The following is a 26983-nucleotide window of genomic DNA, read 5'->3' as shown; positions in this document are numbered from 1 at the left end:
TACTGGACGTACTTGGGCCCGTGCCCGGTGCGGCGAAGGGGGTCCCCCCGCCCGAGGCGGCGAAGCCGGTTCGAGAGCGGGGGCGCGTGCCGGGCGTCGCGACGGGGCGAACGTCGCCTGTTGCGGCACTAGTTTCCGTGGCCGTCGCAGCATCCGTCCCGCCGCATCAGGCGTCCGATGCCGAGCCAGTCGTCCTCGGCCGCCACCGTGCGCCGGGCCGACGGCTCGAAGGCCGCGACCAACTCCTCGGTGCTGTAGGGCACTCCGCCTCTGAGTACCGAGACGGTGCGGACGAGGGTGGAGAAGTCGGTGAACGGGTCGCCGTCGACGACGGTCAGATCGGCCAGCCTGCTCTCCTCGACCGTGCCGAGGTCGTGGTCGAGGCCGAAGAGCCGGGCGGGCAGCACGGTCGCGGTGCGCAGGGCCTGCGCCGGGGACAGACCGCCTTGGTGCAGGGCGCGCAGCCCCATGTGCAGGGCGAGGCCCACGGGCACCAGCGGCTGGTCCGTGCCGAGCGCCACGAGCCCGCCGGCCGCCAGGATGCGCCGGTACACGTCGATCTCGGTGTGCAGGGTGGCGAGTTGGGCGGGTGCGGGCGCGGCGGCGGCGTACTGGCGTACGGCGGCGGTGTCCCAGGGAGGCATGACGACGGTGACCCGGGAGTCGTCGGCGAGGGTGGGGTCCGCACCGATCAGGGGGATGGCCGTGAAGGGGGTGGCGATCATGTGGAAGCGCGCTCCGCGCGCGGTGTAGATCTCCACCACGTCCTGGTAGGCGTGGCCCGTGGCGGTGACCGCGTGACCGAACTCGGCCCGCTGGGTGGCCTGCAGATGGGTCGTCAGGTCCTGGCCGAGCTGGACGCCGGGCGAGAGCAGATGGCTGCCGGCGCGTACGCCGAGGCGGTCGTGGGCGAAGCGTGCGGCTTCCTCCATGACCCAGCCGGGCGCCCGCACGTACGTCTTGACGAAGTCCCAGTCCAGGGCCGCCCCGCGCGCCAGGGAGCGGCGCAGGCCCGGCCGGGTGCGGTGGGCGCGGCCCATGCTGTACGCGACCCGTGCTCCGTCGAGGAGTTCGCCGGTGGTCAGCAGCCGGGGCCCGGCGAGCTGTCCGGCGGCCACCGCCTCGCGGATGCGGGCCTGTTCGTGGGCGAACCCGCCGAGGGAGACGGCCGTGGTGATGCCGTAGGTGAGCTGGCCGACGGTCTGGCGTCCGCCGTAGGTGCTCTGCCACGGGTGGGTGTGGGTGTCCCACAGGCCCGGGATGACGGTCCGGGCCGAGGCGTCGATCCGGCGGACGCCGGCGCGGCCGGTCGCGCGGTGCGGCTCCACGGCCGCGATGCGTCCGCCGCGCACCAGGATGTCCACGTCGTCGCGGGTGGTCTCGCCCGTGCCGTCCCACAGGCGTCCGGCGTGCACCACCACGTCGGCGGGGGCGGGACCGGCCGCGTCGAGGGGGACGCGGACGGTGCGGGCGGTGCCGCCGTCGACGCCGAGGAGCCGCAGCCGGCTGCCGGACAGGTACAGCAGGGTCGTCGAGTCGGCGGACCAGGAGGGGTGGTCGGCGGGTTCGTCGGTGAGGGTGCGCAGGTCGCCGCGCGGGGTGCCGTCGGGGTCGACGGGCAGCAGGCACAGCGCCGACTCGACGATCACCGCCATCCGGCGGCCGTCGGGCGACCAGACGGGCCCGGAGCCGTACCGGTCGGCGATCGACGTGTGGGGGGCCACCGGGTGGAGGCGGTCGGCGCCGGTCGTGGTGTCGACGATCCGGATGACGTTGTAGCCCTCCCGGAAGCGCGCGTTGAGGCGGTTGCGGTCGCACAGGGCGAGATGACGGCCGTCGGGCGACCAGCTCGGGCGGCCGGGCAGTCCGCCGCCGCCGAGGGCGGTCGCCAGGACGCGTTCCGCGCCGGACGCCAGGTCGCGGACGAGGAGCCGTCCGGTCAGGTCGAGGCAGGCCAGCCGCTGCCCGTCGGGCGACAGCGCCGGGTGCACCCGGCCGCCGGTCGCGAGGGCGGTCTCCTCGCCGGTGGCGAGGTCGTGCCGGTACACGCCCAGGAGTCCGTCGCGGTCGTCGGCGTACAGGAGCGAGCGCCCGTCGGGTGCCCAGGCGGGTGCGAGCAGGTACCGGGTGGGGTGCGCCGTGCCCAGTCGCCGGGGTGGCCGTCCGCCGGAACTTCCGGCGAGCCAGAGGGAGTTGAGGGCGGCGAAGGCGATCTGCCTGCCGTCGGGCGAGAGCGCGGGCAGATGGACGCCGCGCACCGGACGGGTGCGGGCCTCGCCGAGGTCGTACGCCTTGGTCCGGTAGCGCGGCCGCCGTACGGGAAGCACACCCCGGAAGGGGATGGTCTCCCGCTGCCGGGGGCTGTCCGGCCGTACGAGGGTGAAGGCGCCGTCGAGCGTCAGGAGCAGCTGCCCGGCCGGTGTCCAGCGGGGCGGCACCGGGGCGATGTCCCCGGCGACGGGGACGGCGCGGCCGTCGACGACGAGGGTGCAGGAGGCGTCCGGGGAGGCGGTGGTGCGCAGATGGGCCAGGCGGCCGTCGGCGGCGAGGGCGGGTGTCATCACCTGTGCGGCCTCGGTCTCGGTGTGCCGTACGGCGACCGGGCCGGCGCCGTCCGCGGGGACGGCGGCGATGGTGCGGGCCTCCAGGCCGACGCCCTGGGGGGTGCTGACCGTCTTCGCGCGGACGAACAGGATGCGGGTGCCGTCCGGTGACCAGGTGGGGTCGAAGTCCTCCCAGGGGCCGTCCTGCAGCGGGCCGTCCTGGCCGGTGAGACCGGTGACGCGGGTGATCCGGCCGGTGCGCAGGTCGAGGACGTGGATGCGGTACGGGGTGCCCGCGACGGGGTCGCCGCCGCGTTCGGAGGAGAAGGCGAGCCGGGTCCCGTCGGGGGACCAGGCCGGGCCGCGGTCGTCCCAGGGGCCGTCGGTGCGCTGCCGCAGGCCGGAGCCGTCGGGGCGCGCGGTCCAGAGGTGGAATCCGCCGCCCCGGTAGGCGCAGAAGGCGATGAGTCCGCCGTCCGGGGAGTGGGTGGGCCGGCCCGGTTCGAGGTCCGCCGGGGTCAGGGCGCGGGCCGGGCCGCCGGTGCGGGGCAGTGACCACAGGGTGCCCTGCACCTCGGCGACCAGCCGGTCACCGGCGGGGGCGAGGGTCGCCGCGCCGTTGGTGGCGCGGGTGAACGTCAGGGTGGGCGAGCCGGTGTCTGGTCGGGCCACCGCCGCGGGAGCCGCACCCACCAGGGGCACGGCGCCTGCCGCGACGAGGAGTTGACGGCGGGTGGGACGGAAGGAGTTGCGCCGGTCACGGTCCATGGCAGTACACCCTGGCGCACCGACCGCCCCGGCCTCAAGATCCGCCGACGTGTCGTCAGTTGCCGTTCACACGAGGCTACTTGTCGTCGCAGCCGCCCACGCGACGGTCGCTCAGCGCCACGTCGTCCATGCGGACGTCGTACGACGAGGGCGTGGGGCCGGCCTGGTACAGCTGCCATCCGAGCTTGAGCCGGTCGAAGCGCGGGAAGACGAAGTCGTCCGCCGTGCCGCCGTGTTCCTTCGTGGAGACGGTCAGCTCGGACCGCTCGGCGCCGTCCAGGTAGACGGTGACGCGGTTGTCGGTCGCGTCGAGGTGGAATTCGACGCACTGCCAGGTCGCGGCCGTGGCGGGAGCGGAGGTCCGCCAGGCGGTCCAGTCGCCGGTGGGTCCGAGGTCGGAGCCGACGCCCCAGAAATTGCCCTGCGAGGTGGGAACGTACTGACCGCCCAGGGGGCGTACCAGTGTGGGGGCGTCGGAGCCGGAGGCCTCCGCGATGGTCCAGTGCGCCCAGTCGGGTGCCGTCGGGAACCGCCCCACGTTCAGCCGCAGCCGGGCCCAGAGACTGTTGCCGGCCGGTGCCGGGCCGGGCAGCACGAGGAAGGCACGTCCGTTGCCCTCGGTGTGGAGGCGCAGTTCGCGGCCGTGGCCGGTGGTGCTGGGCTCGATGGTCAGCGAACCGTCGGAGGTGTCGGTGGTCCAGCCGCGGCCCGCGGTGACCGGCCCGAGGGGCAGCCGGTCGAAGTTCTCCCGTACGAAGGTGTGGTGCGGGAGCGGGGTGGCCGAGGCGGTGGGGGGTACGGCGAGCAGCACCGCGGCTACGGATAACAGCGCGGCGGCGGCCTTCCTCATGGGGGTCATGGGGGTCATGGGGGTCATGGGGGTCAGTCTGCAACATCCGCCACGGCTGTCACAGAGCCGCCCGAGCCGAAATGGGGCCGCCTCGACCGCCCTCCGTCCGGCACACTCCCCTGCATGAAGACTGCCGAATTCCTTGAGACCCTGGACCGCGAAGGCGCCTTGCTGGCCGCTGCCGCCGATGCGGCGGGGACCGGGGCCAGGGTTCCGACCTGCCCGGACTGGCGGGTGCGCGATCTGCTGCGGCACACCGGCGCGGTGCACCGCTGGGCGGCCGGGTTCGTCGCCGAGGGGCTCACCGCTCCGCGTCCCCTGGGGGATCCGCCCGAGCTGGACGGCCCGGAGCTGGTGAGCTGGTACCGGGACAGCCACCGCCGGCTCGTCGACACCCTGGCCGCCGCGCCGGCCGACGTGGAGTGCTGGACCTTCCTGCCGGCGCCCTCCCCCTCGCCGCTGGCCTTCTGGACCCGCCGGCAGGCCCACGAGACCACCGTCCACCGCTACGACGCCGAGTCGGCGCGGGGCGGCGCGGCGTCCGCGATCGACCCGGACTTCGCGGTGGACGGCATCGACGAGTTGCTGCTCGGTTTCCATGCCCGCCCCAAGAGCCGGGTCCGCACGGAGCGGCCGCGCGTGCTGCGGGTGCGCGCGCTCGGGGCGGACGGGGACGGGGACGCGGTGTGGACCGTACGGCTGTCGGACGAGCCGCTCGTGGCCACCCGGGGTACGTCGGACGAGGCCGAGGTCGAACTCGCCGGTCCGGCCGACCGGTTGTACCTCGCCCTGTGGAACCGGGAGCCGCTGCCGAGGGTGACCGGCGACCCGGCGCTGGCCGACCTGTGGCGCGAGACGTCCGGGGTCTGAGGCCGGTCAGTCCGCCAGCATCCGGGTCAGTACCGCGCGCTGCACCGGCCGTACCTCGCCGTGCAGCGCGCGCCCCTTCCCGGTCAGCGCCACCCGCACGCCCCGCCGGTCCTCCGCGCACATGGCGCGCTCGACCAGGCCGTCCTTCTCCAGGCGGCCGATCAGCCGGGACAGCGCGCTCTGGCTGAGGTGGACACGTTCCGAGATCTCCTGCACGCGATAGGCGCAGCCGCCGTCCGCCGCCGAGCCCTCGGCGAGCAGGTCGAGCACCTCGAAGTCGCTGGCGCACAGGCCGTGCTGGTGCAGGGCCCGGTCCAGCTCGCACTGGGTGCGGGCGTGCAGCGCCAGGATGTCCCGCCACTGGTCCACGAGCGCCTGTTCGGCCTTCTTCGCCGCCATGGACGCACCGTAGCAGAGAAACGAATTTATTGCGTCGGAATTAAATGAGCTTGCATCTCATGCATGTGCATGTAGTAGTTTCTTCGGCATGACCTCTCCGCTCACCCCTTCCCCGTCCCAGGGGCGCTGGACCCCCCGGCTGTGGGGCACCCTGCTGGTGCTGTGCGCCGCCATGTTCCTGGACGCGCTCGACGTCTCGATGGTCGGCGTCGCCCTGCCGTCCATCGGCTCCGACCTCCAGCTGTCCACCTCGACCCTGCAGTGGATCGTCAGCGGCTACATCCTGGGTTACGGCGGGCTGCTGCTGCTCGGCGGACGCACCGCCGACCTGCTCGGCCGCCGCCAGGTGTTCCTGGTGGCGCTGGGCGTCTTCGCGCTCGCCTCGCTGCTCGGCGGGCTCGTCGACTCCGGGCCGCTGCTGATCGCCAGCCGCTTCATCAAGGGCCTGAGCGCCGCGTTCACCGCGCCCGCCGGCCTGTCGATCATCACCACGACCTTCCCGGAGGGCCCGCTGCGCAACCGGGCGCTGTCCATCTACACCACCTGCGCGGCCACCGGCTTCTCCATGGGCCTGGTGCTGTCCGGCCTGCTCACCGAGGTCAGCTGGCGCTTCACCATGCTGCTGCCCGCACCCATCGCCCTGGTCGCGCTGGCGGCCGGCCTGAAGCTGCTGCCGCGCAGCGAGCGCGAACGCGACCACAACGGGTACGACATCCCCGGCGCCGTCCTCGGCACCGCGTCGATGCTGCTGCTGGTCTTCACCGTCGTCCAGGCACCCCAGGCCGGCTGGGCCTCGGCCCGCACCCTGCTGTCCTTCCTGGCCGTCGCCGTGCTGCTCACCGTGTTCGTCCTGGTCGAGCGGCGCTCGCCGGGCCCGCTGGTCCGGCTCGGCGTGCTGCGCTCGGGCGGCCAGATCCGTGCCCAGCTCGGCGCGGTGGCCTTCTTCGGGTCGTACGTCGGCTTCCAGTTCCTGACGACCCTTTACATGCAGTCGCTGCTGGGCTGGTCGGCGCTGCACACCGCGCTCGCCTTCCTGCCCGCCGGTGCGCTGGTGGCGGTGTCCTCGACGAAGGTGGGGGCGATCGTCGACCGGTTCGGCACCGGACGGCTGATCGCGGCCGGCTTCACGCTGATGGTCGTCGGGTACGCGCTGTTCCTGCGCGTGGACCTCGACCCGGTGTACGCGGCCGTCATCCTGCCCTCGATGCTGCTGATCGGCGCGGCCTGCGCGCTGGTCTTCCCCTCGCTCAACATCCAGGCCACCAACGGCGTCGAGGACCACGAGCAGGGCATGGTCTCCGGGTTGCTCAACACCTCGGTCCAGGTGGGCGGGGCGATCTTCCTGGCGGTCGTGACGGCGGTGGTCACCGCCGGCGCCCCGGCCCACGCCACCCCACAGGACGTGCTCGACAGCTACCGGCCCGGTTTCGCGGTCGTCACGGGCGTCGCCCTCGCCGGGCTGCTGATCACGCTGACCGGGCTGCGCGGGCGTCGCGGCGGGCCGTCGGTCGTCGTCGCCGGCTCCGCGCCGCAGCAGCGGACGACGGCCGAGCCGGAGCGGGTCGCGGTCCGCGACTAGGGGCCCTCGGGCGGGTGCGCTACGGGCCGGTGCCCGGCGGGAGTTGATTGCCCGCCGGGCGCACGTCTGTGAGACTCGTCGTATGGACGGGTACGGGGGACGGCGCAACAAGGCCGAACAGGACGCGGCGGTGGTCGAGTTCGGGTACGCGCTGCTGACCGCCGCCTTCGCGGGGGCCGTGGTGTTCGGGGCCTTCGTCGGGCCGGCGCTGCTCTTCGATGCGCCGCCTGCGGTGTCGGCGGTGCTGCTGGGCGTGGGGGCGGCGGTCGCATTCGTGGTCTTCGTCGCGCGGGTCGTGGCGGTCCTGGTGCGTTTCCGGCGGGCGGCTCAGCCCAGCCAGCCCGGACGGACCAGTCCCGACTCGTAGGCGAGGACCACGAGCTGGGCCCGGTCCCGGGCGCCGAGCTTGACCATCGTGCGGCTGACGTGGGTCTTCGCGGTGAGCGGGCTGACCACCAGGCGGCGGGCGATCTCCTCGTTGGACAGGCCGATGCCGACCAGCGCCATCACCTCCCGTTCGCGCTCGGTGAGCCGGCCGAGGGCGTCGGCGGCGGCCGGCTCCTTGGAGCGGGCGGCGAACTCGGCGATCAGCCGGCGGGTGACGCCCGGGGACAGCAGCGCGTCGCCCCCGACCACCGCCCGTACGGCGCGCAGGAGTTCGTCCGGCTCGGTGTCCTTCACCAGGAATCCCGAGGCACCCGAGCGGATCGCCTCGAAGACGTACTCGTCGAGTTCGAAGGTGGTGAGCATGACCACCTTCACGTCCTTCAGTTCCGGGTCCCCGGTGATGCGCCGGGTCGCGGCCAGGCCGTCAAGGACCGGCATGCGGATGTCCATCAGGACGACGTCGGGGGCCCGTTCGCGCACCGCGCGTACGGCCTCCTCGCCGTCCGCCGCCTCCCCGGCCACCTCGATGTCGGGCTGCGCGTCGAGCAGCGCCCGGAACCCGGCGCGGACCAGCGACTGGTCGTCGGCGAGCAGTACCCGGATCACTGGTCCCCCTCCGTCGTCAGCGGCAGGACGGCGAGCACCCGGAAGCCGCCGTCGGGACGCGGTCCCGCCTCGATCGTGCCCCCCAGGGCCGCCGCCCGCTCCCGCATTCCGGCCAGCCCGTTGCCGCTGCCGCCCGCGTCCGCGCCGGTCGCCGGGCCGTCGTCGTCGATCCGCAGCCGTAGCGCGGCACGGTCGTGGTCGAGCCGCACGCGCGCGTGGCGCGAACCGGAGTGCCGTACGACATTGGTGAGGGCCTCCTGGACGATCCGGAAGGCGGCCAGGTCGGCGCCGGGCGGCAGGCGCGGCGGCCCGCCCTCGACCTCGACGGTGAGACCGGCGGACGCGGCCTGCTCCACCAGCTCGGGCAGCCGGTCGAGGCCGGGTGCCGGGGCGCGCGGGGCCTCACCGGGCGCGCGCAGGGTGTCGAGCACCTGGCGCACCTCGCCGAGCGCCTCCTTGCTGGCGTCCTTGATGGTGGTGAGCGCGGCCCGTGCCTGCTCCGGGTCGGTGTCCAGCAGGGCGAGGCCGACGCCCGCCTGCACGTTGATGACGGAGATGCTGTGCGCGAGCACGTCGTGCAGTTCCCGGGCCATGCGCAGGCGTTCCGCGTCCGCCCGGCGCCGGGCCGCCTGGGCGCGGTCGGCCCGCTCCCTGGCCCACTGCTCGCGCCGCACCCGGGCCAGTTCGGCCAGTGCCAGGACGGCCAGCACCCAGGTGGCGACGACGATCTCCTGGCCGATACCGGCCGCCTTGTCGCCGGGGGGCGGCAGCCGGCGGTAGAGCCAGAGCCCGATCAGGGCGTGCCCGGCCCACAGCAGGCCGACGGCGCCCCAGGCGGCCCGGCGGTGTCCTGCGACGACGGCGCCGAAGCAGGCGACGACGACGGTCAGGAAGACGGGCCCGTACGGGTAGCCCGCGCCCAGGTAGACCAGGGCGGCGGCGCAGGTGCCGTACGCCACGAGCGCCGGATGGCTGTGGCGCCACAGCAGCAGCGCCGAGGCCACCAGCATCAGCACGCGCGCGTAGCCGTCGAGCGGTTCGCGCAGCGGCTGGTGGTGCGCGGCGTAGGTCGAGCCGATCAGCACGAAGGCGGTGAGCAGCGCGGTGGACCGCCAGGGACGGCGCGGGCGGTGGCCGCCCGCACCGTCCGGGCGGTCCGACCACGGGGGACCGTACCGCCACCGCTCCCGCGCACCGCCCGGCTCTTCCATGCCCGCCACGCTAGACGGAGCGCGCCCGCGGGGCGTCCGCCCGGCGTGGTGATCACGCGTACTCCCCCGGGAGTACGGCGGCGCCGGCGTCGGCACACCGATCTCAGGGGCGGAGCCCCACACTCTCGGCGAGGCGGGCCGAGGCGTGCCGGAAGAAGGTCTCGCGGTCCTCCACCACTCGGTGGAACTGGCCGAACAGCTCGAATCCCACCAGTCCGAACAGCTGGGCCCAGGCGGCCACCAGCGCGGCCAGCACGGCGGGAGGCAGATCGGGGGCGAGGTCGGGAACGAGTTCCGCGGCCATGCGCTCGGCCTCGGGGCGCAGTTCGTCGGGCAGGGGCAGGTCGGCGAGGCCGGAGCCGCGGTGGGCGTCGCGGACGATGCCGATGAGGACGAGGCCGACCCGGGCGGCCGCCGGGACCGTCGTCTCGGGCGCCGAGTACCCGGGCACCGGGGTGCCGTAGATCAGCGCGTACTCGTGCGGATGGGCGAGGGCCCAGCGGCGTACCGCCTCGCAGACGGTGGTCCACCGCCGTACGGGCGGGTCGTCGGCCGCCGCGTCGCGCGCGGCCTCCGCCGCCTCGCCCAGGGAGTTGTAGGCGTCGATGATGAGGTCGGTCAGCAGTTCGTCGCGGCTGGGGAAGTAGCGGTACAGCGCGGAGGAGACCATGCCCAGTTCACGGGCGATGGCCCGCAGGGACAGCTTGGCGGCGCCGTCCGCCGCGAGCTGTCTGCGGGCCGCGTCCTTGATGGCCGCGGTGACTTCTTTCCTGGCTCTCGCGCGGACGCCCTGTGCGGTGGTCATGCCGTCAGTGTGCCATGGAATAGAGCACCGCACACAAAAGAGAGCACCGCTCTTGCAATGGAGCACCTGTCTCGTCCACACTGGAGTCAAGCGAGAGCACCGCTCTCCCAATCCGTGGGGGTCCCCATGTCGTCGTCATCGCCGTCGCCGTCGCCGTACTACTTCAAGGGCAGCGCGTTCCAGGTCCGCATGAACAGCGCCATCGGCTGGCTGGCCCGGCACGGGGTGAGCCTCGCCGGATCGGCGGAGCTGTCCGTGCGGGGCCGGACCAGCGGGCAGCCGCAGCGGATCCCGGTGAACCCGCACACGTACGAGGGCGAGCAGTACCTGGTCTCCGCCCGGGGCCACTCGCAGTGGGTGCGCAACATGCGCGCCGCCGGCCGCGGGGAGCTGCGGGTCGGGCGCAAGGTACGGGAGTTCACGGCGGTGGAGCTTGCCGACGAGGAGAAGCTGGCGGTGCTGCGGACCTACCTGGAGCGGTGGGGGTGGCAGGTGAACCAGTTCTTCCAGGGCGTCACCGCGCAGTCCTCCGACGCGGAGATCCTGGCGTCCGCCCCCGACCACCCGGTCTTCCGGATCACTGTCGGGAAGTGACCGGATCCGGGGTGGCGGCCTCCTCCGCCGGGGCGGCCTGCCCCCGGTCGAGCGCGTTCAGGGCGCGCTGGGCGAGCGGGTGGGTCCTGACGAGTTCGCCCAGGGACGTGGAGCCGCGGGTGATGTCCCGGAACGCGTTCCAGGCGGGCCGGAAGCCGGTCAGGGCCGCGTGGAAGAGGCCGGGACGGCGTTCGAACAGGGTCAGCATCCGCTTGCCGACGCTCATCTCGACGCCGAGCCCCGCCTTGACCGCGAACGCGTAGTTCAGCGCCTGGCGCCGGGTGTCCACGGCGTCGTGCGCCTCGGCGATCCTGACCGCCCACTCCCCCGCGAGCCGTCCCGAACGCAGCGCGAAGGAGATGCCCTCGCGGGTCCACGGCTCCAGCAGTCCCGCCGCGTCACCGCAGACCAGCACCCGGCCGCGCGACAGGGGCGAGTCGTCGGCCCGGCAGCGGGTCAGGTGCCCGGAGGAGATGACCGGCTCGAAACCGGCCAGGCCCAGCCGGGCGACGAAGTCCTCCAGATACCGCTTGGTCGCCGCGCCCTCGCCCCGCGCCGAGATCACCCCTACCGTCAGGGTGCCGCCCTTGGGGAAGACCCAGCCGTAACTGCCGGGCATCGGGCCCCAGTCGATGAGGACCCGCCCCTTCCAGTCCTCGGCGACCGTCTCCGGCACCGGGATCTCCGCCTCCAGACCGAGGTCGACCTGGTCCAGTTTCACCCCGACGTGCGCCCCTATCCGGCTGGCGCTGCCGTCCGCGCCGACCACCGCCCGGGCCAGCACGGTCTCCCCGCCCTGCAGGACGACCGCAACCGTCCGCCGGTCGGGGACCGCCGAGCCGTGCTGCTCGACCCGCTGCACGGTCACGCCCGTGCGCAGCTCGGCGCCCGCCTTCTGCGCGTGCTCGACCAGCTGCTGGTCGAACTCGGGCCGGTTGATCAGCCCGAACAGCATCTGCCTGGAGCGACGGGTCCGGGCGAACCGGCCGTTGTGGGAGAAGGTGACCGCGTGCACCCGGTCCTGGAACGGCAGGTCGAAGCCGGGGGGCAGCGCGTCGCGGGAGGGGCCGATGATGCCGCCGCCGCACGTCTTGTAGCGCGGCAGCTCGGCCTTCTCCAGCAGGAGCACGCGCCGTCCCGCGACCGCCGCCGCGTAGGCGGCCGAGGCCCCCGCGGGTCCCGCGCCCACCACGACGACGTCCCACACCCGCTGCACGTCGTCCGCCGAAGAGTTCTCGCCGCTCACGATGGTCTACCGCTCCGATCAAGCCGTTGCCGCACCTGTCCTCCGCATCCTACGGCGGCCGTCGCCGCAGGCCGCTGTGGGAGGATCGGTGTACTCAGCAGTTCAACGTCGCACCCACGAGGAGCGTGCCCATGTCGTCGAATCCGGTCGCCGAGACCGTCGCCTCGCTCATGCCGAAAGCGAGGGCGGAGCTGACCGAGCTGGTCGCCTTCAGGTCGGTGGCGGACTTCGACCTGTTCCCCCGCAGCGAGAGCGAGGGGGCCGCGAGCTGGATCGCCGAGGCGCTGCGGACCGAGGGCTTCACGGACGTGGCCCTGCTGGACACCCCGGACGGCACCCAGTCCGTGTACGGCTACCTGCCGGGCCCGGAGGGCGCAAAAACGGTCCTGCTGTACGCGCACTACGACGTACAGCCGCCGCTGGACGAGGCCGGCTGGACCAGCCCGCCGTTCGAGCTGACCGAGCGGGACGGCCGCTGGTACGGGCGCGGCAGCGCCGACTGCAAGGGCGGCGTCATCATGCACCTGCTCGCGCTGCGTGCCCTGAAGGCCGACGGCGGCGTGCCGGTGCACGTCAAGGTGATCGCCGAGGGGTCGGAGGAACAGGGCACGGGCGGCCTCGAGCGGTACGCCGAGCAGCACCCCGCACTGCTGGAGGCGGACGCGATCGTCATCGGCGACGCCGGGAACTTCCGGGTCGGCCTGCCCACCGTGACCACCACCCTGCGGGGCATGACCCTGGTCCGCGTCCAGGTCGACACCCTGGCCGGTAACCTGCACTCGGGTCAGTTCGGCGGCGCCGCCCCGGACGCGCTGGCCGCGCTGATCCGGGTCCTGGACTCGCTGCGCGCCGAGGACGGCTCGACGACCGTGGACGGTCTCGCCGCCGACGCGCGGTGGGAGGGACTGGAGTACGGCGAGGAGCAGTTCCGCGAGGACGCGAAGGTCCTCGACGGCGTCGGGCTGATCGGTTCCGGCACGGTCGCCGACCGCATCTGGGCCCGCCCCGCCGTCACCGTCCTCGGCATCGACTGCCCGCCGGTGGCGGGCGCCACCCCGTCCGTGCAGTCCAGTGCCCGCGCGCTGATCAGTCTGCGGGTGCCGCCGGGCGTGGACGCGGCACAGGCGGCCAAGCTCCTCCAGGCCCATGTGGAGGCGCACACGCCGTGGGGCGCCGTGGTGCACACCGAACAGATCGGCCAGGGCCAGCCGTTCCGCGCCGACCCGTCCAGCCCGGCGTACCAGGCGATGGCCGACGCGATGGCGGTGGCGTACCCCGGCGAGACGATGCAGTACACCGGCCAGGGCGGCTCCATCCCGCTGTGCAACACCCTCGCCGGTCTGTACCCGCGCGCCGAGATCCTGCTCATCGGCCTGAGCGAGCCGGAGGCGCAGATCCACGCGGTCGACGAGAGCGTCTCCCCCGAGGAACTGGAACGGCTCTCGGTCGCGGAGGCCCTGTTCCTGCGCAACTACGCGGCCGGCTGAACCGCTCTGCCCAGGGCAGAAGGCCCTCGCCCGCGGGCGGGGGCCCCGCCTACGGTCGGCGCATGGACGTCGTCGAGCTGCTCCCCCGCCTGCACCTGCTGCGCTTCCCGGTGGGGCAGGCTTATGCATGGCGGGACGCCGACGAGCTGACCCTGGTCGACGCCGGGACGATCGGCTCCGGCCGGCGGATCGCCGAGGCGATCACCGGGCTGGGGCGGGCTCCCGGGGAGGTACGGCGGATCGTGCTCACCCACTTCCACGAGGACCACGCCGGCGGGGCGGGCGAGTTCGCCGCGCTGAGCGGCGCCGAGGTGCTGGCGCACCGCCTCGACGCCCCGTTCGTGCGCGGCGAACTCCCCGGCCCGCCGCCGGTGTTCGAGGACTGGGAGCTGCCGCTCCACGCCGAGGCGGCCGCTCGTCTGCCCCCGGGCGAACCGCTGCGCCCGGACCGGGTCACCGAGGTGTCGGGCGGCGACCTCCTCGACTTCGGCGGCGGGGCACGGGTCGTGCACGCCCCCGGGCACACGGACGGCAGCATCGCCCTTCACCTCCCGGCCCACGGCGTGCTGTTCACCGGCGACGCGGTGGCCGCGGCACCGGACACCGGGACGGTGATCCCGGGCGTCTTCAACCTGGACCGGACCCGCACCCTCGCCACCCTGCGCCGCCTGGCCGCACTCGACACGGAGGTGGCCTGTTTCGGTCACGGAGACCCGGTACTGACCCGGGCCTCCACCGCACTCCGCCAAGCGGCGGCCGACCACCCGCCACCGCGCTGACCACCACGACGTCCGCCCCTCCACCGCTTCGCAAAGCGGCGGACAGCCGGCCGTGTCGCGCCGACCATGGGGGCATGACCCTTGCCGAGAGGCTTGCCGCCCACACCGAGATCGCCGCCTTCCTGAGTGCGCTGGGCGACCGCGAGCTGGGTGAGCTGGTGGCGGCCGGTGAGCCGCTGGGGGCCGGGATCGGCGGGCGGGCCGTACGGCTGAGCGTCGGGGGCCGGCCGGTCTTCGTCAAGCGGGTGCCGCTGACCGACCTGGAGCGGCTGCCGGACAACGTGCGTTCCACTGCGGACCTTTACGGCCTGCCGCCGTACTGCCACTACGGGATCGGCGCGATCGGCGGCCCCGGACACGGCGCCTGGCGGGAACTGGACGCCCACACGACGACCACCGGCTGGGTACTGACCGGACGGTTCCCCGGCTTCCCGCTGCTGCACCACTGGCGGGTGCTGCCCGACGGCCCGCATCCCCTGCCGGACGAACTCGCCGACGTGGAGCGGGTGGTGGCGTACTGGGGCGGCGGTGCCGCGGTGCGCGAGCGCGTCGAGGGGCTGCGGACCGCCTCCGCGAGCCTCACCCTGTTCCTGGAGCACGTCCCGCGCACCCTGCACGACTGGTTCGACGCCGAACTGCGGACGGAACGCGCGGACGCCGCCTGCGCACGGGTGGCCCAGGGGCTGGGCGAGCTGACCGGGTTCCTGGACCAGGCGGGGCTCCTGCACCTGGACGCCCACTTCCGCAACATCCTCACCGACGGCCGCAGGCTCTACCTCACCGACTTCGGGCTCGCCCTGGACGCCCGCTTCCGGCTCGGCGAGGGGGAGCGGGACTTCCTCGCCCGCCACCGGCACTACGACCGCGCCTACACCGCCTACTTCCTGGTGATCTGGCTGGTGACGGCCCTGTACGGGCACCGCGGCGAGGAGCGCGCGGACTTCGTCCGGGCCCTGGCCGGCGGGGCGCGGCCCGAGGGGGTGCCCCGGGCCGCCGCCGAACTGCTGACCCGGCACGCGCCCCTCGCCGTGACCATGGGCGAGTTCTGCCGGGAGGTGGAGCGGGAGAGCAGGATGACTCCCTTCCCGCACCGGGAGCTGGAGCGCCTCTACAGCAGTTCCACGCTCTCCGCGTAGTGACAGGCGACCGGGTTGCCGCCGCCCCGGTCGACCAGCTCCGGCACCTTGTCCACGCAGGCGGCACGTTCCGCCTCACCGAGCTGGCCGGCGAACTTGGGGCAGCGGGTGCGGAAGCGGCAGCCGCTCGGCGGACGGACCGGGCTCGGGACGTCGCCCTGGACGGTGATGCGGGTACGGGCGCGTTCCTTGCGCGGGTCGGGCAGCGGGATCGCCGAGACCAGCGCCTGGGTGTAGGGGTGCGCGGGACGGGCGAACAGCTGCTTGGCCGGGGCGATCTCCACCAGACGGCCCAGGTACATCACCGCGACCCGGCCCGCCACATGCCGCATCACCGACAGGTCGTGCGCCACGAACAGGAAGGACAGCCCGAGCTGGGCCTGCAGGTCCATCAGCAGGTTGAGCACCCCCGCCTGGATGGACACGTCCAGTGCGGAGACCGGCTCGTCCAGCACGATCACCTTGGGACGCAGCGCCAACGCCCTGGCGATGCCGATGCGTTGGCGCTGACCGCCGGAGAACTCGTGGGCGAAGCGGTTGCCGTGCTCGGGGTTGAGGCCCACCAGCCGCAGCAGCTCGCGCACCTCCTCCGCCGCACCGGCGCCGTAGCGGCCGTGGATGCGCAGCGGTTCCGCGACGATCTCGTGGACGGAGATCCGGGGATCCAGGGAGGCGTACGGGTCCTGGAAGACGATCTGCAACTCCTTGCGCAGCGGCCGCATCTGACGTCTGCTCAGCTCAGTCAGCTCGCGTCCCTGGTAGCGCACCTGGCCCGAGGTGGCGCGCTCCAGGTTGAGGACGGTACGGGAGATGGTCGTCTTGCCCGAGCCTGACTCACCGACCAGACCGAGCGTCTCGTTCTCGTACAGGTCGAAGGAGACCCCGCACACCGCGTGCACATCGCCCACCCTGCGGCGTACGACGCCCCGGGACATGACGGGGAAGTGCTTGACGAGATCCCGGACCTGGAGGACCGGTTCGCCGGTGCCACCGTGTCCCGGCAGCGGGGGCAGCGAACCTTCGACCCGCGCGGGGGCGCTCATGCGGAGTCCTCCTCGGTGCTCTTGGCGGTGTCGGCGAACCGGGCCAGTGCCTCGGCGTCGGCGCCGACCGCGTCGAAGACCTCCCCGGCGTCGGTGTCCACGAGTTCGTCGGCGAAGTGGCAGGCGCTGAGATGCGTGCCCGAGCCGGCCCGGCGCAACGGCGGCTCGGCGCTGTCGCAGGCCCCCCGCCGCATCGGGCAACGGGGCGCGAAGGGGCAGCCGGGTGGCAGGTTCAGCAGGGACGGCGGGGAGCCGGTGATCGGGGTCAGCCGTTCCTCCTCACGGTCGAGGCGGGGCAGGGAACCGAGCAGTCCCAGGGTGTAGGGCATGCGCGGGGTGTAGAAGATGTCCTCGACCGAGCCGGTCTCCACGATCCGGCCGGCGTACATGACGGCGACCCGGTCGGTGTGGCCCGCGACCACCCCGAGGTCGTGGGTGATCAGCACGAGGGCGGCACCGGTCTCCGCCCGGGCGGTCTCCAGCGCCTCCAGGATCTGTGCCTGCACGGTGACGTCCAGCGCGGTGGTCGGCTCGTCCGCGATGATCACGTCCGGGTCGTTCGCCATCGCGATGGCGATGACGACGCGCTGGCGCATCCCGCCGGACATCTCGTGCGGGTAGTTGTCCACCCGCCGCTCGGGGCTCGGGATGCCCACCGTGCCGAGCAGGTCGACGGCCCGCTCGCGGGCGGCGCGCGCCTTGAGGTCCGGGTTGTGCCGCAGCAGGGTCTCGGTGATCTGGTAGCCGACCGAGTAGACCGGGTTCAGTGAGGTCATCGGGTCCTGGAAGATCATCGCGATGCCGCTGCCGCGTATCTCCGACAGCCGCGCGTCGGACAGTCCGAGCAGTTCCGTGCCCTCGAACCGCACCGAGCCACGCACCCGTGCCGAGCCGGGCAGCAGGCCCATCACGGCGAGCGCGGTGACCGACTTCCCGGACCCGGACTCGCCGACGATGCCCAGCGAGTCACCCCGGTCGAGCCGGTAACCGACCCCGCGCACGGCCCGTACGGTCCCGTCCTCGGTCGGGAACTCCACCCCGAGGTCGGTCACCTCCAGGATCGCCCCGGAGTCCTCTCCTGTGCCGATGACCGTCACTGTCGCACCCTTTGCTGCCGGGGGTCGAAGGCGTCGCGCAGACCGTCGCCGATGAAGTTGATGGTGAGGGCGATGGCGATGATGAACGCGCCGGGGATGTAGAAGAGCCAGGGCCGGGTGTCCACCGCGGTCTGCGCCTGGGCGACCAGCAATCCCAGCGAGGTGTCGGGCGGCTGGACGCCGAAGCCGAGGAAGGACAGGGCGGTCTCGGTGAGGATGCCGGTGGCCACCAGGATCGTCGCGTTGACGATGATCGGGCCGAGGGCGTTCGGCAGCAGGTGGCGGAAGATGATCCGCGCGTCCGAGGCACCGAGGGCGCGCGCCGCCTCGACGAACTCCTTCTCGCGCAGCGACAGCACCGTGGAGCGCACCACCCGGGAGACGTACGCCCAGGTCAGTCCGGCGATGACGATCGCGATCCAGTACCAGGAGCCGCCGCTGCGCGAGGAGATCACCAGGGCGATCGCGAACAGCGGCAGGGTCAGCACCAGGTCGGCTATGCGCATCATCACCGCGTCCACGACGCCCCGGTAGAAGCCGGCGACGGCACCCCACACGGCGCCGGCCAGCGTGGAGCCGAGGGCGATCAGGATGGCGATCTGCAGCGAGGTCTGGGTGCCGCGCATGACCTGCGCGTAGGCGTCGTATCCGGAGGCGTTGGTGCCGAACGGGTGCTTGAGTGAAGGCGGCTTGGAGTTGTCGGGGGTGTACTTCTGGTACGAGTAGTGCCACAGGTGCGGGCCGATGAACGCCCACAGCACGATCAGCAGGAACACGACAAGGCTGATCATGGCGGCCCGGTGGCGCAGGAACCGGCGCAGCACCAGCTGGGTCTGGCTTCGCTGCCGTACCGTGAACTCGTGCTCGGCAGGCGGGAGTTGGGTGCCGGCGGATCCGGGTGCCTCGATGTCAGTCATAGCGGATCCTCGGGTCGAGTACGGCGTACAGGAGGTCGGCGACCAGGTTGAAGCCGATGACGACGACGGCGGAGAGCAGCAGCCAGGCCATGGTCCGGTAGACGTCCAGGGTGGTCGCCGCCTGGACGAGCATCTCGCCCATGCCGTGCCACTGGAAGATCGTCTCCGTGATCACCGCGCCGCCCAGGATGATCGCCACGTCGAGGGCGGTGACGGTCGCCAGTGGGATGAGGGCGGTGCGCAGGGCGTGCCGGACCATGACCCGCCCGCGGCGCAGCCCCTTGGCGCGGGCCAGCCGTACGTAGTCGCTGTCCATGACCTCCAGCATCGAGGCGCGGGTGTAGCGGGTCCAGGAGGCGAAGGACACCAGGGCCAGGGTGATGGTGGGCAGTATGAGGTGGCCGACACGGTCGGTGAACTCGTTCCAGGTGGTGTCCACTTCGAGGTACGGCGACTTCTCGCCGATGGTGCCGAGGAACTGGCTGCCGGTCTGCTCGTTGAACCAGATTCCCGCCTGCTTGAGCAGGACGGCGAACCAGAACACCGGCATGGCGAGGAACAGGAAGCCGAGGAAGGTGATGGTGTAGTCGGCGGCGCTGTACTGGCGCAGTGCGCTGAACACCCCGAAGAGCACGGCCATCACCAGGGCGATCAGCATCGCGGCGGCGACCAGCACGACGGTGACCCGGAAGCGGGTGAACAGGTCGTGCCCGATGTCCAGGTTGGCCTGTACGGACGGCCCCCAGTCGCCGTGCAGCACTCCGGTGATCCAGTTCCAGTAGCGCTCCACGACCGGCTGGTCGGCGTGGATGTGCCGGGCGAAGGCGGCGACGGCGGCCTTGTTGGGGGCCGGCTGGCGGGAGGTGGCGAAGTTGGCGACCGGGTCACCGGAGTTGACGACGACCAGGAAGACGATGAACGTCGAGGCGATCAGGACGGGGATGGAGACGAGGACGCGGCGCACGGTGTAGGCGAGCATGCGGTCTTCCCTCAGAAGGTGGGTCCGCGGCCCGGCCCCGGAAGAACCGGGGCCGGGCGCACGGGGGTGGCGACGGCCGGTGGGGCTACTTCTTCAGGCCCCACTCGCCGGTGTTGTACGCCGGGCCCACGTTCGTCGAGTTGTTGCGCATGTTCACGAACCGTGACTGCACGGCGAGGAACGTCGGCTTCTGGTAGAGCGGCAGCACGTAGGCGTCGTCGACCATGAGCTTGTCCGCCTGGTTGAGCAGGTCGGCGGCCTTCGCCGCGTCGGTCTCGCCGACGGACTGGGCGACCAGGGCGTCGACCTTCTTGTTGCTGTAGCCGCCGTAGTTGCCGCCACCGCCGGTGGTCCAGTTCTGCTGGGCGCCGGAGGTCGGGAAGGGCGCGGCGACCCAGGCGAAGACGATGATGTCGTACTGGTGGCCGGCCAGGACGGTGCCGAGGTCGGCCGCGCCGATCGGCTTGATGGTGATCTTGATGCCGAGGTTGGCCAGGTCGCTCTGCAGGATCTGGCACTCGCTCTGCCGGATCTGGTTGCCGGTGGTGTACCGGCAGTTGAAGGGGCCGACGGCCTTGCCGTCGGGGGTCTTCAGCGCTGTCCCGACCCCGGTGAACTTGGCGTCGGTGAGGTACTTCTTCGCCTTGGCGAGGTCACCGGAGCCCTGCCCGGTGGCGGTGACCAGGTCCTGGTAGCCCTGCTGGCCGGGCACGAAGTTGTGGTTGCCGAGCTGCTTCACGGACGGGTCGAACTGACCGACCGTCTTGGCGACGATGTCCTTGATGCTGATCGCGGTGAACATCGCCTGGCGCAGCGCGGTGTACTTGCCGAGCGCCGGGTTGTGCAGGTTGAGGTCGAAGTGCTCCCAGGTCAGGCCGTTGCCGATGCTGTAGGTGACGCCCGGGATGTCCTTGACCTGGTTGACCAGGTCCACCTCGGGCTGCGGGTAGATGCCCTGCACCTCGTTGTTGCGCAGCGCGGTCGGCTCCTGGGTGGCGTCCGTGATGACCTTGAAGATCAGCCGTTGCAGCGTCGCCTTCTTCGTGCCGTACCACGTGGGGTCGGGGACGTAGGTGGCGTGGTCGTTGTCGACCCACTCCTGCATCTTGTACGGGCCCGACGTCGCGTACTTGGTGGGCGGCGTCTTCTGGAAGTACTGCCAGCCCTGCGTCATCTGGGCGCCCGTCATGTGCGCCGCGTCGCCCGCCGTGGCACCGGAGAGCTTCTCGGCGACATGGGCCGGGTACAGCGGGTAGCCGCCGCCGAACAGGCTCTTCCAGTCGGAGTAGGGCTTGTTCATCACGACGGTGACGGTCTTGCCGCCGTCGGAGCCGGTGACCGACTTGATGCGGTCGTACCCGGCCGTGGACTGCGGCAGGCAGCCCTTGGTCTGGGTGGAGTCGCTGGCGGGCGGTGGCGGACAGTCCTTGCCGTTGTTCGTGCGCCAGTAGTAGATGAAGTCGTCGGCGCTGATGGGCGTGCCGTCGTTCCAGGCCGCCTTCGGGTTGATCTTGTAGACGAGGGTCTGCGGGCCGGCGCTCGTCTGGGTCGCCGAGGTGACCAGGTCGGTGTTGAGGGAGACCGAGAAGTCCGGCTGGGGCACGAAGACCTGGGGCAGGACCGCCTCCAGCGCCTCCGCGTTCTCGAAGGTGTTGCCGTTGGTGTCCTGGACGTTCCACTGCTGGATGTTCTTCTCCAGCACGTAGGTAAACGTTCCGCCTGCCTTGGTGGTGCCCGAGTTGCAGGTGTTGGCCTTGCCCTGGGTGGAGCAGGACGTCAGACCGGCCGAGGTGTCCTTGCTCCCGGAGCCGCCCCCGCCGCCGCCACTGCTGCAGGCGGCGAGCGCCAGGGTGAGCCCGGCGGCCAGCGTGAGCCCCCTTGTGAGGGTCGAGGATCGAGCGCGCATGTCCCTCCTTCGACCGGCGGATGTCCGGCCTTGTCACAGCGGCCGGCGCGGCCGCGAGGAAACTGAGCTGCGCATGAACGTTAGAGCGCTTCTGTACCTTCTTCAGGTTCTTGTTCATACCGGGAAGGCGTCAATTCACCCTCGCTTTCCCATAGGAACCCCCCACACCGCGCAAAGTCGGATGATCACGGCACCGGAACGGCGGAATCCCCGCCAACTCCCTTATGTCGGCGGGGATTCGACGCGCACTCGGGTGCCGCCGGCCGTCAGCCGAGGGGAACGCCGGCCTCGAGGTACAGGGCGGCGCCGCGTTCGCGGGCCCGTAGCGCCCAGCGCAGCCGCTCGTAGCGCACGGGCGGCAGCATCTCGGCGGCCTCCTGCTCGGTGACGAAGCGCCAGTCGCGCAACTCCGGTCCGGGCAGCAGCACTTGGCCGGCCTCGGCGGCCTCGAGCCGTCCGCCGTCGAAGAGGAGCCGCAGTCCGCCGTAGCCGGGGGGCGCGGGCTGCTCCCAGTCGACCACCAGCAGCCTGGGCACCTCCGTGAGCCGTATCCCGGTCTCCTCGGCGACCTCGCGCATGCCGGCCCGGGCGGGGGCCTCACCGGGCTCGACGACACCGCCGGGGAACTCCCAGCCGGCCTTGTAGGTGGGATCGACGAGCAGCACCCGGTCCCGCTCGTCGAAGAGGAGCACTCCGGCGGCGAGGGTCTCGGCGGTGGGCTCCGGGGTCTGCACGATGTCGCGGGCGGGTACGGCACCGCTGCCGAGGGCGTCGGCGATGCGGCGGGCCGTCTGGTACGGGGTGAGGGCGCTGGTGTCGACGAGGTGGGCGTCGGCGGTGAGCCAGGATGCGAGGGCGGTGCGGTACGGCTCGATGTGGTCGTACGCCCACTGCCGTTGCCGCATCTCGCCGTCGGTGAGGTCCGGCGGGATCTCCCGCCCGGCTATTCGCTCTCGCAGGATCGTTTCAGCCGGGGCGAGGAGCAGATGGCGAACGGTGATGCGGCGGGCGGCGAGGCCTCCGAAGATCTCGTCGCGGTACTCCTGGCGCAGCAGGGTCATGGGGACCACCAGGGTCCCGCCCAGCTCGGCGAGCATCCCGGCCGCCGTGTCGATCACTAGCCGTCGCCAGATCGGCAGGTCCTGGAAGTCGCCGACCTCGGCGAGGTGTTTGGCCGGGAGCAGGTGTGCGAGTGCTCCGCCGATCACCTCGGGGTCGAAGAGCGTGCTGTTCGGGATCAGTTCGATCAGTTCCCGTGCGGCGGTTGTCTTCCCCGCACCGAACGCGCCGTTGATCCAGACGACGGTCACGGACTCCCCCTCTTCTGTTGGCCCCCTGTGGCTTGCCCGCTCCACACTGCCACGGAAACCAGATCCAGTTGAGGGCGCGCGAAACGCCGGAACACCGGCACCGGCGTTTCGCTCCCGGCTCGGGTCACTGCCCCCCGGGGGCGTTGTCCTCGGCGACGGGGCCCTCCTGGCCGGCCACGTGGCCGGTCCCGTCCAGGGTGCTGCCCGAGACACGGGGGTCGCCGAGGGCGCCTTGGTCCGGGTGCCCGGTGCCGTGGGACGGGGTGATGGCGGCCACGACGAATCCGGTGGCGAGACTGGCGATGGCGAGCATGCTGCGCTTCTTCATGCCCGGTTCAACTGCGGAACCGGCCCCGGAGTCACGCCAAACCGAACAGGCGGTGCCACGAGGACACCGAAGACGCACCCGGCGAGGAATGCCCAGCACCGAACCACTGGCCCCACCGGCCCAACCAGCCCAACCAGCCCAACCAGCCCAACCAGCCCAACCAGCCCAACCGGGCTGCCTCCCCGAACCGAGCTCATCCCCTGCCGCCGTCGCCGTACGGCCGCCCGGCCCGACCAGTCCCAGGCCGCCGTCACCACGGGGCCCGGCGTGCCCGGCGCGCCCTCCCTCCCAGACCCCGCCACCGTCGCCGTGCGGCCTACCCGGGGAAACCGCCCCGAGCCCCGCCACCGTGCGCCGGGCCCACCCCGCTGAGCCGGTCCCCGGCCCCCGTCGCACCCGGGGCGTGCCCGGGGCGTGCCCGGACCGACCGAGGCCGGACGTCCGCCGCCGCAGCCAGGTCAAGCCCCCAGGCGACCGCGGTGGCTGACGGCCGAGAAGGCCCGCGCCCACAACCGCCGGCCGCGCCGAGCGGAACCTCAGACCACCGCCGTGGCGTCCGGCCGCCGCGTCAGGGCGGCCGCCGCCGCGCCGACCAGGCCCGCGTCCGTGCCCATCTGGGCGGGTGTGACCGTCAGGTGCTGGACGAAGGAGAGGGTCGCGTAGTCGGCGAGGGCCTTGCGGAGGGGGGCGAGGAGGACCTCGCCGGCCTTGCCCACCCCGCCGCCGATCACCGCGATGTCGATCTCGACCAGGGTCGCGGTGGCCGCGATGCCCGCGGCCAGCGCCTGCGCGGCCCGTTCGAAGGAGGCCACGGCGACCGGGTCGCCGTCCCGGGCGGCGGCGGCCACCGCGGCGGCCGAGGCATCGCCGTCCGGGCCGGGCCGCCAGCCGTCCTCCAGCGCCCGCCGGGCGATGTTGGGGCCGCTCGCGATGCGCTCCACGCAGCCCCGCGAGCCGCACGGACAGGGATCGCCGTCCAGGTCGACACTGATGTGGCCGATGTGGCCCGCGTTGCCGGTGGGACCGGGATGCAGCTGGCCGCCCAGCACCAGGCCGCCGCCGACGCCCGTGGACACCACCATGCAAAGCGCGTTGTCGTGGCCACGCGCCGCACCCTGCCAGTGCTCGGCGGCGGTGATCGCCACGCCGTCGCCGATCAGCTCGACCGACAGCCCGCCGGTGGCCGCACGTACCCGCTCCACCAGCGGAAAGTCCCGCCAGCCCGGTACGTTCACCGGGCTGACCGTACCGGCCGAGGCATCCACCGGACCGGCGCTGCCGATGCCGATCGAGTCGGCGCGTCCCCACAGGGGTGACCCGGCGAGTTCGCCGAGCACTTCCTCGACGGCCCGCATGACCGTCTCGCCCTCCTGCCGCGCGGGCGTCGCGCGCTGGGCGCGCGCCTGGATCCGTCCGTCGCCGTCCACCAGCGCGCCGGCGATCTTGGTGCCGCCGATGTCGAGAGCCGCCACCATGTCGGTGTGCATCAGAGTCAGATCTCCCGTAGAACCTTGAGAGGCAAGAAGGACCTCGCGAAGCAAGGCAGAGCCGTCGGACCGGCCGAGCGGTGGGGGCGCGGGCCGGAGAACAGCGGTGGACAGTCTCTCCCGCATCTGACAACGTTGTCCAGGCTCTATGCTCGACGCCACATCCTCATACAAACAAGGGATCGACGCATCCCCCGTGGGCGACGATCCCCGTGGACGACAGGACAGGACGCCGCATCGTGCCCGAGACCACCCGCCGCGCAGACCGCCCCGCCGACCGCACCTCCGGGACTCGCTACGGCAACCGCCCGACCATGAAGGACGTGGCGGCACGCGCGGGCGTCGGCCTGAAGACGGTCTCCCGGGTGGTCAACAGCGAGCCCGGGGTGACCGCGGACACCGAGCGCCGGGTCCAGGAGGCGATCGACGCGCTCGGATTCCGCCGCAACGACAGCGCGCGGGTGCTGCGCAAGGGCCGTACGGCGAGCATAGGACTGGTGCTGGAGGACCTCGCCGACCCCTTCTACGGCCCCCTCAGCCGCGCGGTCGAGGAGGTGGCCCGGGCCCACGGCGCCCTGCTGATCAACGGCTCCAGCGCCGAGGACCCGGAGCGCGAGCAGGAACTGGCGCTGGCGTTGTGCGCGCGGCGCGTGGACGGGCTGGTGGTGATCCCGGCCGGGGACGACCACCGCTACCTGGAACCGGAGATGAGGGCGGGGGTGGCCACCGTGTTCGTGGACCGCCCCGCCGGCCGGATCGACGCGGACGTCGTCCTGTCCGACAACTTCGGCGGTGCCCGCGACGGCGTGGCCCATCTGATCGCCCGCGGCCACCGCCGGATCGGCTTCATCGGCGACATGCCCCGCATCCACACCGCGGCCGAGCGGCTGCGCGGCTACCGGGCGGCCATGGAGGACGCCGGGATACCCGTCGAGGACGGCTGGATGTCCCTCGGTGCGACGGATCCGGTGCGGGTGCGCCGGGCGACGGAGGAGATGCTCTCGGGCCCCTCCCCCGTCACCGCGCTCTTCACCGGCAACAACCGGGTGACGGTCACCGTGATCCGCGTCCTCGCCGAACAGGCCCGGCCCGTCGCCCTCGTCGGATTCGACGACATCGAGCTGGCCGACCTGCTCCAGCCGGGCGTCACGGTCGTCGCCCAGGACGCGGCGACCCTCGGACGTACGGCCGCCGAACGTCTGTTCCGCCAACTGGACGGCACCCTCGTCGCTCCCGAGCGCATCGAGCTGCCCACCCGCCTGATCACCCGCGGCTCGGGCGAGCTGCCCCCGGCGGACTGAGCCACCACCGGCGCCTCGTGCGGGACCGCGTCACTTGGCGGAGGCCGTCAGGTCGCCGCGCCGGGGTGCCGCGAAGCCCTCCAGGTCGGCGCGGGTCAGACCGGTCAGCCGGGCGACCTCGGCGATGTCCAGAGCCCCGCAGTCCAGGCCGCGCAGCAGATAGCCGCCCAGGGCCTTGGCGGTGGCGGGCTCGTCCATGACGTCCCCGCCGGCCCGGTTCGCGTAGCGGGCGAGACGGCCGGCCGCCTGTTCGAAGCCCTCGCGGTAGAACGCGAAGACGGCCGCGTAGCGGGTCGGGATGTGGCCGGGGTGCATGTCCCAGCCCTGGTAGTAGGCGCGGGCCAGGGCGCGGCGGGTGAGGCCGTAGTGCAGCCGCCAGGCGTCGTGGACCTTCGCCGTCGGGCCGACGGGGAGCACGTTGGTGGAGCCGTCGGACACCCGGACGCCGGTGCCCGCGGCCGCGACCTGCATGACCGCCTTGGCGTGGTCGGCGGCCGGGTGGTCACTGGCCTGGTGGGCGGCGGAGACACCGAGGCAGGCGCTGTAGTCGAAGGTGCCGTAGTGCAGTCCGGTGGCCCGCCCCTCGGCGGCCTGGATCATGCGGGCGACGGTGGCGGTGCCGTCGGCGGCGAGGATGGACTGGCTGGTCTCGATCTGGATCTCGAAGCCGAGGCGGCCGGCCTCCAGGCCATGGACCTTCTCGAAGGCCTCCAGGAGGCGTACGAAGGCGCCGACCTGCTCGGCGTACGTCACCTTCGGGAGGGTCAGCACCAGGCCGTCGGGCAGCGGGCCCGCCTCCAGCAGAGCGGTGAGGAAGACGTCCAGGGTGCGGATCCCCCGGTCGCGCACCGCGGCTTCCATGCACTTCATACGGATGCCCATGTACGGCGCCGCCGTGCCGTTCGCGTACGCCTCGGCGATCAGCCGGGCCGTGCGGGCCGCCGCCGCGTCCTCCTCGGCGTCCGGGCGGGGGCCGTAGCCGTCCTCGAAGTCGACGCGCAGGTCTTCCACCGGCTCGCGCTCCAGTTTGGCGCGGACCCTGCGGTAGACGGGCTCGGCGAGGTCCTCGCCGAGCCCGAGGACGGCGGCGAAGGAGGCGGCGTCCGGCGCGTGCGCGTCGAGGGCGGCCAGGGCCCGGTCGCCCCAGGTGCGCAGGGTGTCGGCGGCGAAGGCGTCAGCCGGGACGTAGACCGTGTGGACCGGCTGGCGGGTGCCCGGGTCTCCGGGGTAGCGGCGTTCCAGTTCGGCGTCGACCGGGGCGAGGGAGGCGCTGATCTCCTCGCTGACGGCGCCCGCGAGGCTCGTCGCCACGTGCTCCTGCTGGCCCTGACCCATCCCACACCCTCCATATTTCC

At 72.8% G+C, this 26983-nt stretch carries 24 protein-coding genes; 8 read left to right on the top strand and 16 right to left on the bottom strand.

Going from position 1 to position 26983, the window contains the following annotated elements; translation table 11 throughout:
* Nucleotides 1-128 precede the first annotated feature (128 nt).
* Together ACFYMM_RS18685 and ACFYMM_RS18680 are read right to left on the bottom strand one after the other, a co-directional pair.
* Nucleotides 129-3311, bottom strand: coding sequence for an amidohydrolase family protein (locus ACFYMM_RS18685; protein WP_388387724.1), 3183 nt, complete (start codon nt 3309-3311; stop codon nt 129-131).
* Nucleotides 3312-3387: 76 nt separating this feature from the next.
* Entirely contained in the window at nt 3388-4170 is a 783-nt protein-coding gene (locus ACFYMM_RS18680; RefSeq protein ID WP_388387890.1) for a hypothetical protein, read from the bottom strand.
* Nucleotides 4171-4284: 114 nt separating this feature from the next.
* Between ACFYMM_RS18680 and ACFYMM_RS18675 the strand changes: the two genes are divergently transcribed.
* Complete coding sequence (locus tag ACFYMM_RS18675) at nt 4285-5031, top strand: maleylpyruvate isomerase family mycothiol-dependent enzyme (RefSeq protein ID WP_388387722.1); 747 nt, start codon at nt 4285-4287, stop codon at nt 5029-5031.
* A 6-nt stretch (nt 5032-5037) separates the two neighbouring features.
* Here the strand turns inward: ACFYMM_RS18675 and ACFYMM_RS18670 are convergent, their stop codons facing one another.
* Entirely contained in the window at nt 5038-5430 is a 393-nt protein-coding gene (locus tag ACFYMM_RS18670; RefSeq protein ID WP_388387720.1) for a MarR family winged helix-turn-helix transcriptional regulator, read from the bottom strand.
* 88 nt (nt 5431-5518) lie between these two features.
* On the opposite strand from ACFYMM_RS18670, the gene ACFYMM_RS18665 reads away from it, so the two are divergent.
* Nucleotides 5519-7009: an MFS transporter gene (locus tag ACFYMM_RS18665; RefSeq protein ID WP_388387718.1), complete on the top strand. Its 1491-nt coding sequence runs from the start codon at nt 5519-5521 to the stop codon at nt 7007-7009.
* Nucleotides 7010-7091: 82 nt separating this feature from the next.
* Nucleotides 7092-7376 (top strand): DUF6332 family protein, encoded by a 285-nt coding sequence (locus ACFYMM_RS18660; protein ID WP_388387716.1) that lies wholly within the window; start codon nt 7092-7094, stop codon nt 7374-7376.
* Here the strand turns inward: ACFYMM_RS18660 and ACFYMM_RS18655 are convergent.
* From ACFYMM_RS18655 to ACFYMM_RS18645, 3 genes are all read right to left on the bottom strand, one after another.
* Complete coding sequence (locus ACFYMM_RS18655; RefSeq protein ID WP_388387714.1) at nt 7337-8002, bottom strand: response regulator; 666 nt, start codon at nt 8000-8002, stop codon at nt 7337-7339. The genes ACFYMM_RS18660 and ACFYMM_RS18655 overlap by 40 nt on opposite strands.
* Nucleotides 7999-9213 (bottom strand): sensor histidine kinase, encoded by a 1215-nt coding sequence (locus tag ACFYMM_RS18650; RefSeq protein ID WP_388387712.1) that lies wholly within the window; start codon nt 9211-9213, stop codon nt 7999-8001. Before ACFYMM_RS18650 ends, ACFYMM_RS18655 begins: the two co-directional genes overlap by 4 nt.
* A 103-nt stretch (nt 9214-9316) precedes the next feature.
* Nucleotides 9317-10018 (bottom strand): TetR/AcrR family transcriptional regulator, encoded by a 702-nt coding sequence (locus ACFYMM_RS18645; RefSeq protein WP_388387710.1) that lies wholly within the window; start codon nt 10016-10018, stop codon nt 9317-9319.
* A gap of 126 nt (nt 10019-10144) precedes the next feature.
* On the opposite strand from ACFYMM_RS18645, the gene ACFYMM_RS18640 reads away from it, so the two are divergent.
* On the top strand, nt 10145-10612 hold the full coding sequence (locus tag ACFYMM_RS18640; protein WP_388387708.1) for a nitroreductase family deazaflavin-dependent oxidoreductase: 468 nt from the start codon (nt 10145-10147) through the stop codon (nt 10610-10612).
* On the opposite strand, the gene ACFYMM_RS18635 is transcribed toward ACFYMM_RS18640, so the two are convergent.
* Complete coding sequence (locus ACFYMM_RS18635) at nt 10596-11858, bottom strand: geranylgeranyl reductase family protein (RefSeq protein WP_388387706.1); 1263 nt, start codon at nt 11856-11858, stop codon at nt 10596-10598. The two genes, ACFYMM_RS18640 and ACFYMM_RS18635, sit on opposite strands and share 17 nt — an antisense overlap.
* 131 nt (nt 11859-11989) lie before the next feature.
* Here ACFYMM_RS18635 and ACFYMM_RS18630 point away from each other — a divergent pair, with 131 nt between their 5' ends.
* The 3 genes from ACFYMM_RS18630 to ACFYMM_RS18620 all read left to right on the top strand — a co-directional run bounded on the left by ACFYMM_RS18630 (nt 11990) and on the right by ACFYMM_RS18620 (nt 15260).
* On the top strand, nt 11990-13345 hold the full coding sequence (locus ACFYMM_RS18630; protein ID WP_388387704.1) for a dipeptidase: 1356 nt from the start codon (nt 11990-11992) through the stop codon (nt 13343-13345).
* Nucleotides 13346-13407: 62 nt separating this feature from the next.
* Nucleotides 13408-14124 (top strand): MBL fold metallo-hydrolase, encoded by a 717-nt coding sequence (locus tag ACFYMM_RS18625; protein ID WP_388387702.1) that lies wholly within the window; start codon nt 13408-13410, stop codon nt 14122-14124.
* A gap of 74 nt (nt 14125-14198) precedes the next feature.
* Nucleotides 14199-15260 (top strand): protein kinase family protein, encoded by a 1062-nt coding sequence (locus tag ACFYMM_RS18620; RefSeq protein WP_388387700.1) that lies wholly within the window; start codon nt 14199-14201, stop codon nt 15258-15260.
* Here ACFYMM_RS18620 and ACFYMM_RS18615 read toward each other — a convergent pair.
* The 8 genes from ACFYMM_RS18615 to ACFYMM_RS18580 form a co-directional block, all read right to left on the bottom strand.
* Nucleotides 15233-16303, bottom strand: a complete 1071-nt coding sequence (locus ACFYMM_RS18615) for an ABC transporter ATP-binding protein (protein WP_388387698.1) — start codon at nt 16301-16303, stop codon at nt 15233-15235. The two genes, ACFYMM_RS18620 and ACFYMM_RS18615, sit on opposite strands and share 28 nt — an antisense overlap.
* Entirely contained in the window at nt 16300-17400 is a 1101-nt protein-coding gene (locus ACFYMM_RS18610; RefSeq protein WP_388387696.1) for an ABC transporter ATP-binding protein, read from the bottom strand. The genes ACFYMM_RS18615 and ACFYMM_RS18610 overlap by 4 nt, the downstream gene beginning before the upstream one ends.
* Nucleotides 17397-18317, bottom strand: coding sequence for an ABC transporter permease (locus ACFYMM_RS18605; RefSeq protein ID WP_388387694.1), 921 nt, complete (start codon nt 18315-18317; stop codon nt 17397-17399). Before ACFYMM_RS18605 ends, ACFYMM_RS18610 begins: the two co-directional genes overlap by 4 nt.
* A complete protein-coding gene (locus ACFYMM_RS18600) occupies nt 18310-19296 on the bottom strand; it encodes an ABC transporter permease (protein ID WP_388387691.1) in 987 nt (328 codons plus the stop codon). The genes ACFYMM_RS18605 and ACFYMM_RS18600 overlap by 8 nt, the downstream gene beginning before the upstream one ends.
* 85 nt (nt 19297-19381) lie before the next feature.
* Entirely contained in the window at nt 19382-21202 is a 1821-nt protein-coding gene (locus ACFYMM_RS18595; RefSeq protein ID WP_388387689.1) for an ABC transporter family substrate-binding protein, read from the bottom strand.
* 266 nt (nt 21203-21468) lie between these two features.
* A complete protein-coding gene (locus ACFYMM_RS18590) occupies nt 21469-22512 on the bottom strand; it encodes an NUDIX domain-containing protein (RefSeq protein ID WP_388387687.1) in 1044 nt (347 codons plus the stop codon).
* Between the two features lie 124 nt (nt 22513-22636).
* Nucleotides 22637-22840: a hypothetical protein gene (locus ACFYMM_RS18585; RefSeq protein WP_388387685.1), complete on the bottom strand. Its 204-nt coding sequence runs from the start codon at nt 22838-22840 to the stop codon at nt 22637-22639.
* Between the two features lie 536 nt (nt 22841-23376).
* Complete coding sequence (locus ACFYMM_RS18580) at nt 23377-24327, bottom strand: ROK family protein (protein WP_388387683.1); 951 nt, start codon at nt 24325-24327, stop codon at nt 23377-23379.
* A 239-nt stretch (nt 24328-24566) separates the two neighbouring features.
* Here ACFYMM_RS18580 and ACFYMM_RS18575 point away from each other — a divergent pair, with 239 nt between their 5' ends.
* Complete coding sequence (locus tag ACFYMM_RS18575; RefSeq protein WP_388387681.1) at nt 24567-25628, top strand: LacI family DNA-binding transcriptional regulator; 1062 nt, start codon at nt 24567-24569, stop codon at nt 25626-25628.
* Nucleotides 25629-25658: 30 nt separating this feature from the next.
* On the opposite strand, the gene ACFYMM_RS18570 is transcribed toward ACFYMM_RS18575, so the two are convergent.
* Nucleotides 25659-26963: a DUF6986 family protein gene (locus ACFYMM_RS18570; protein ID WP_388387678.1), complete on the bottom strand. Its 1305-nt coding sequence runs from the start codon at nt 26961-26963 to the stop codon at nt 25659-25661.
* Nucleotides 26964-26983 lie beyond the last annotated feature (20 nt).

It is taken from the genome of Streptomyces sp. NPDC006739 (assembly GCF_042869815.1).
Lineage (GTDB): Bacteria > Actinomycetota > Actinomycetes > Streptomycetales > Streptomycetaceae > Streptomyces.
This window is presented reverse-complemented; position numbering and strand designations above follow the sequence as displayed.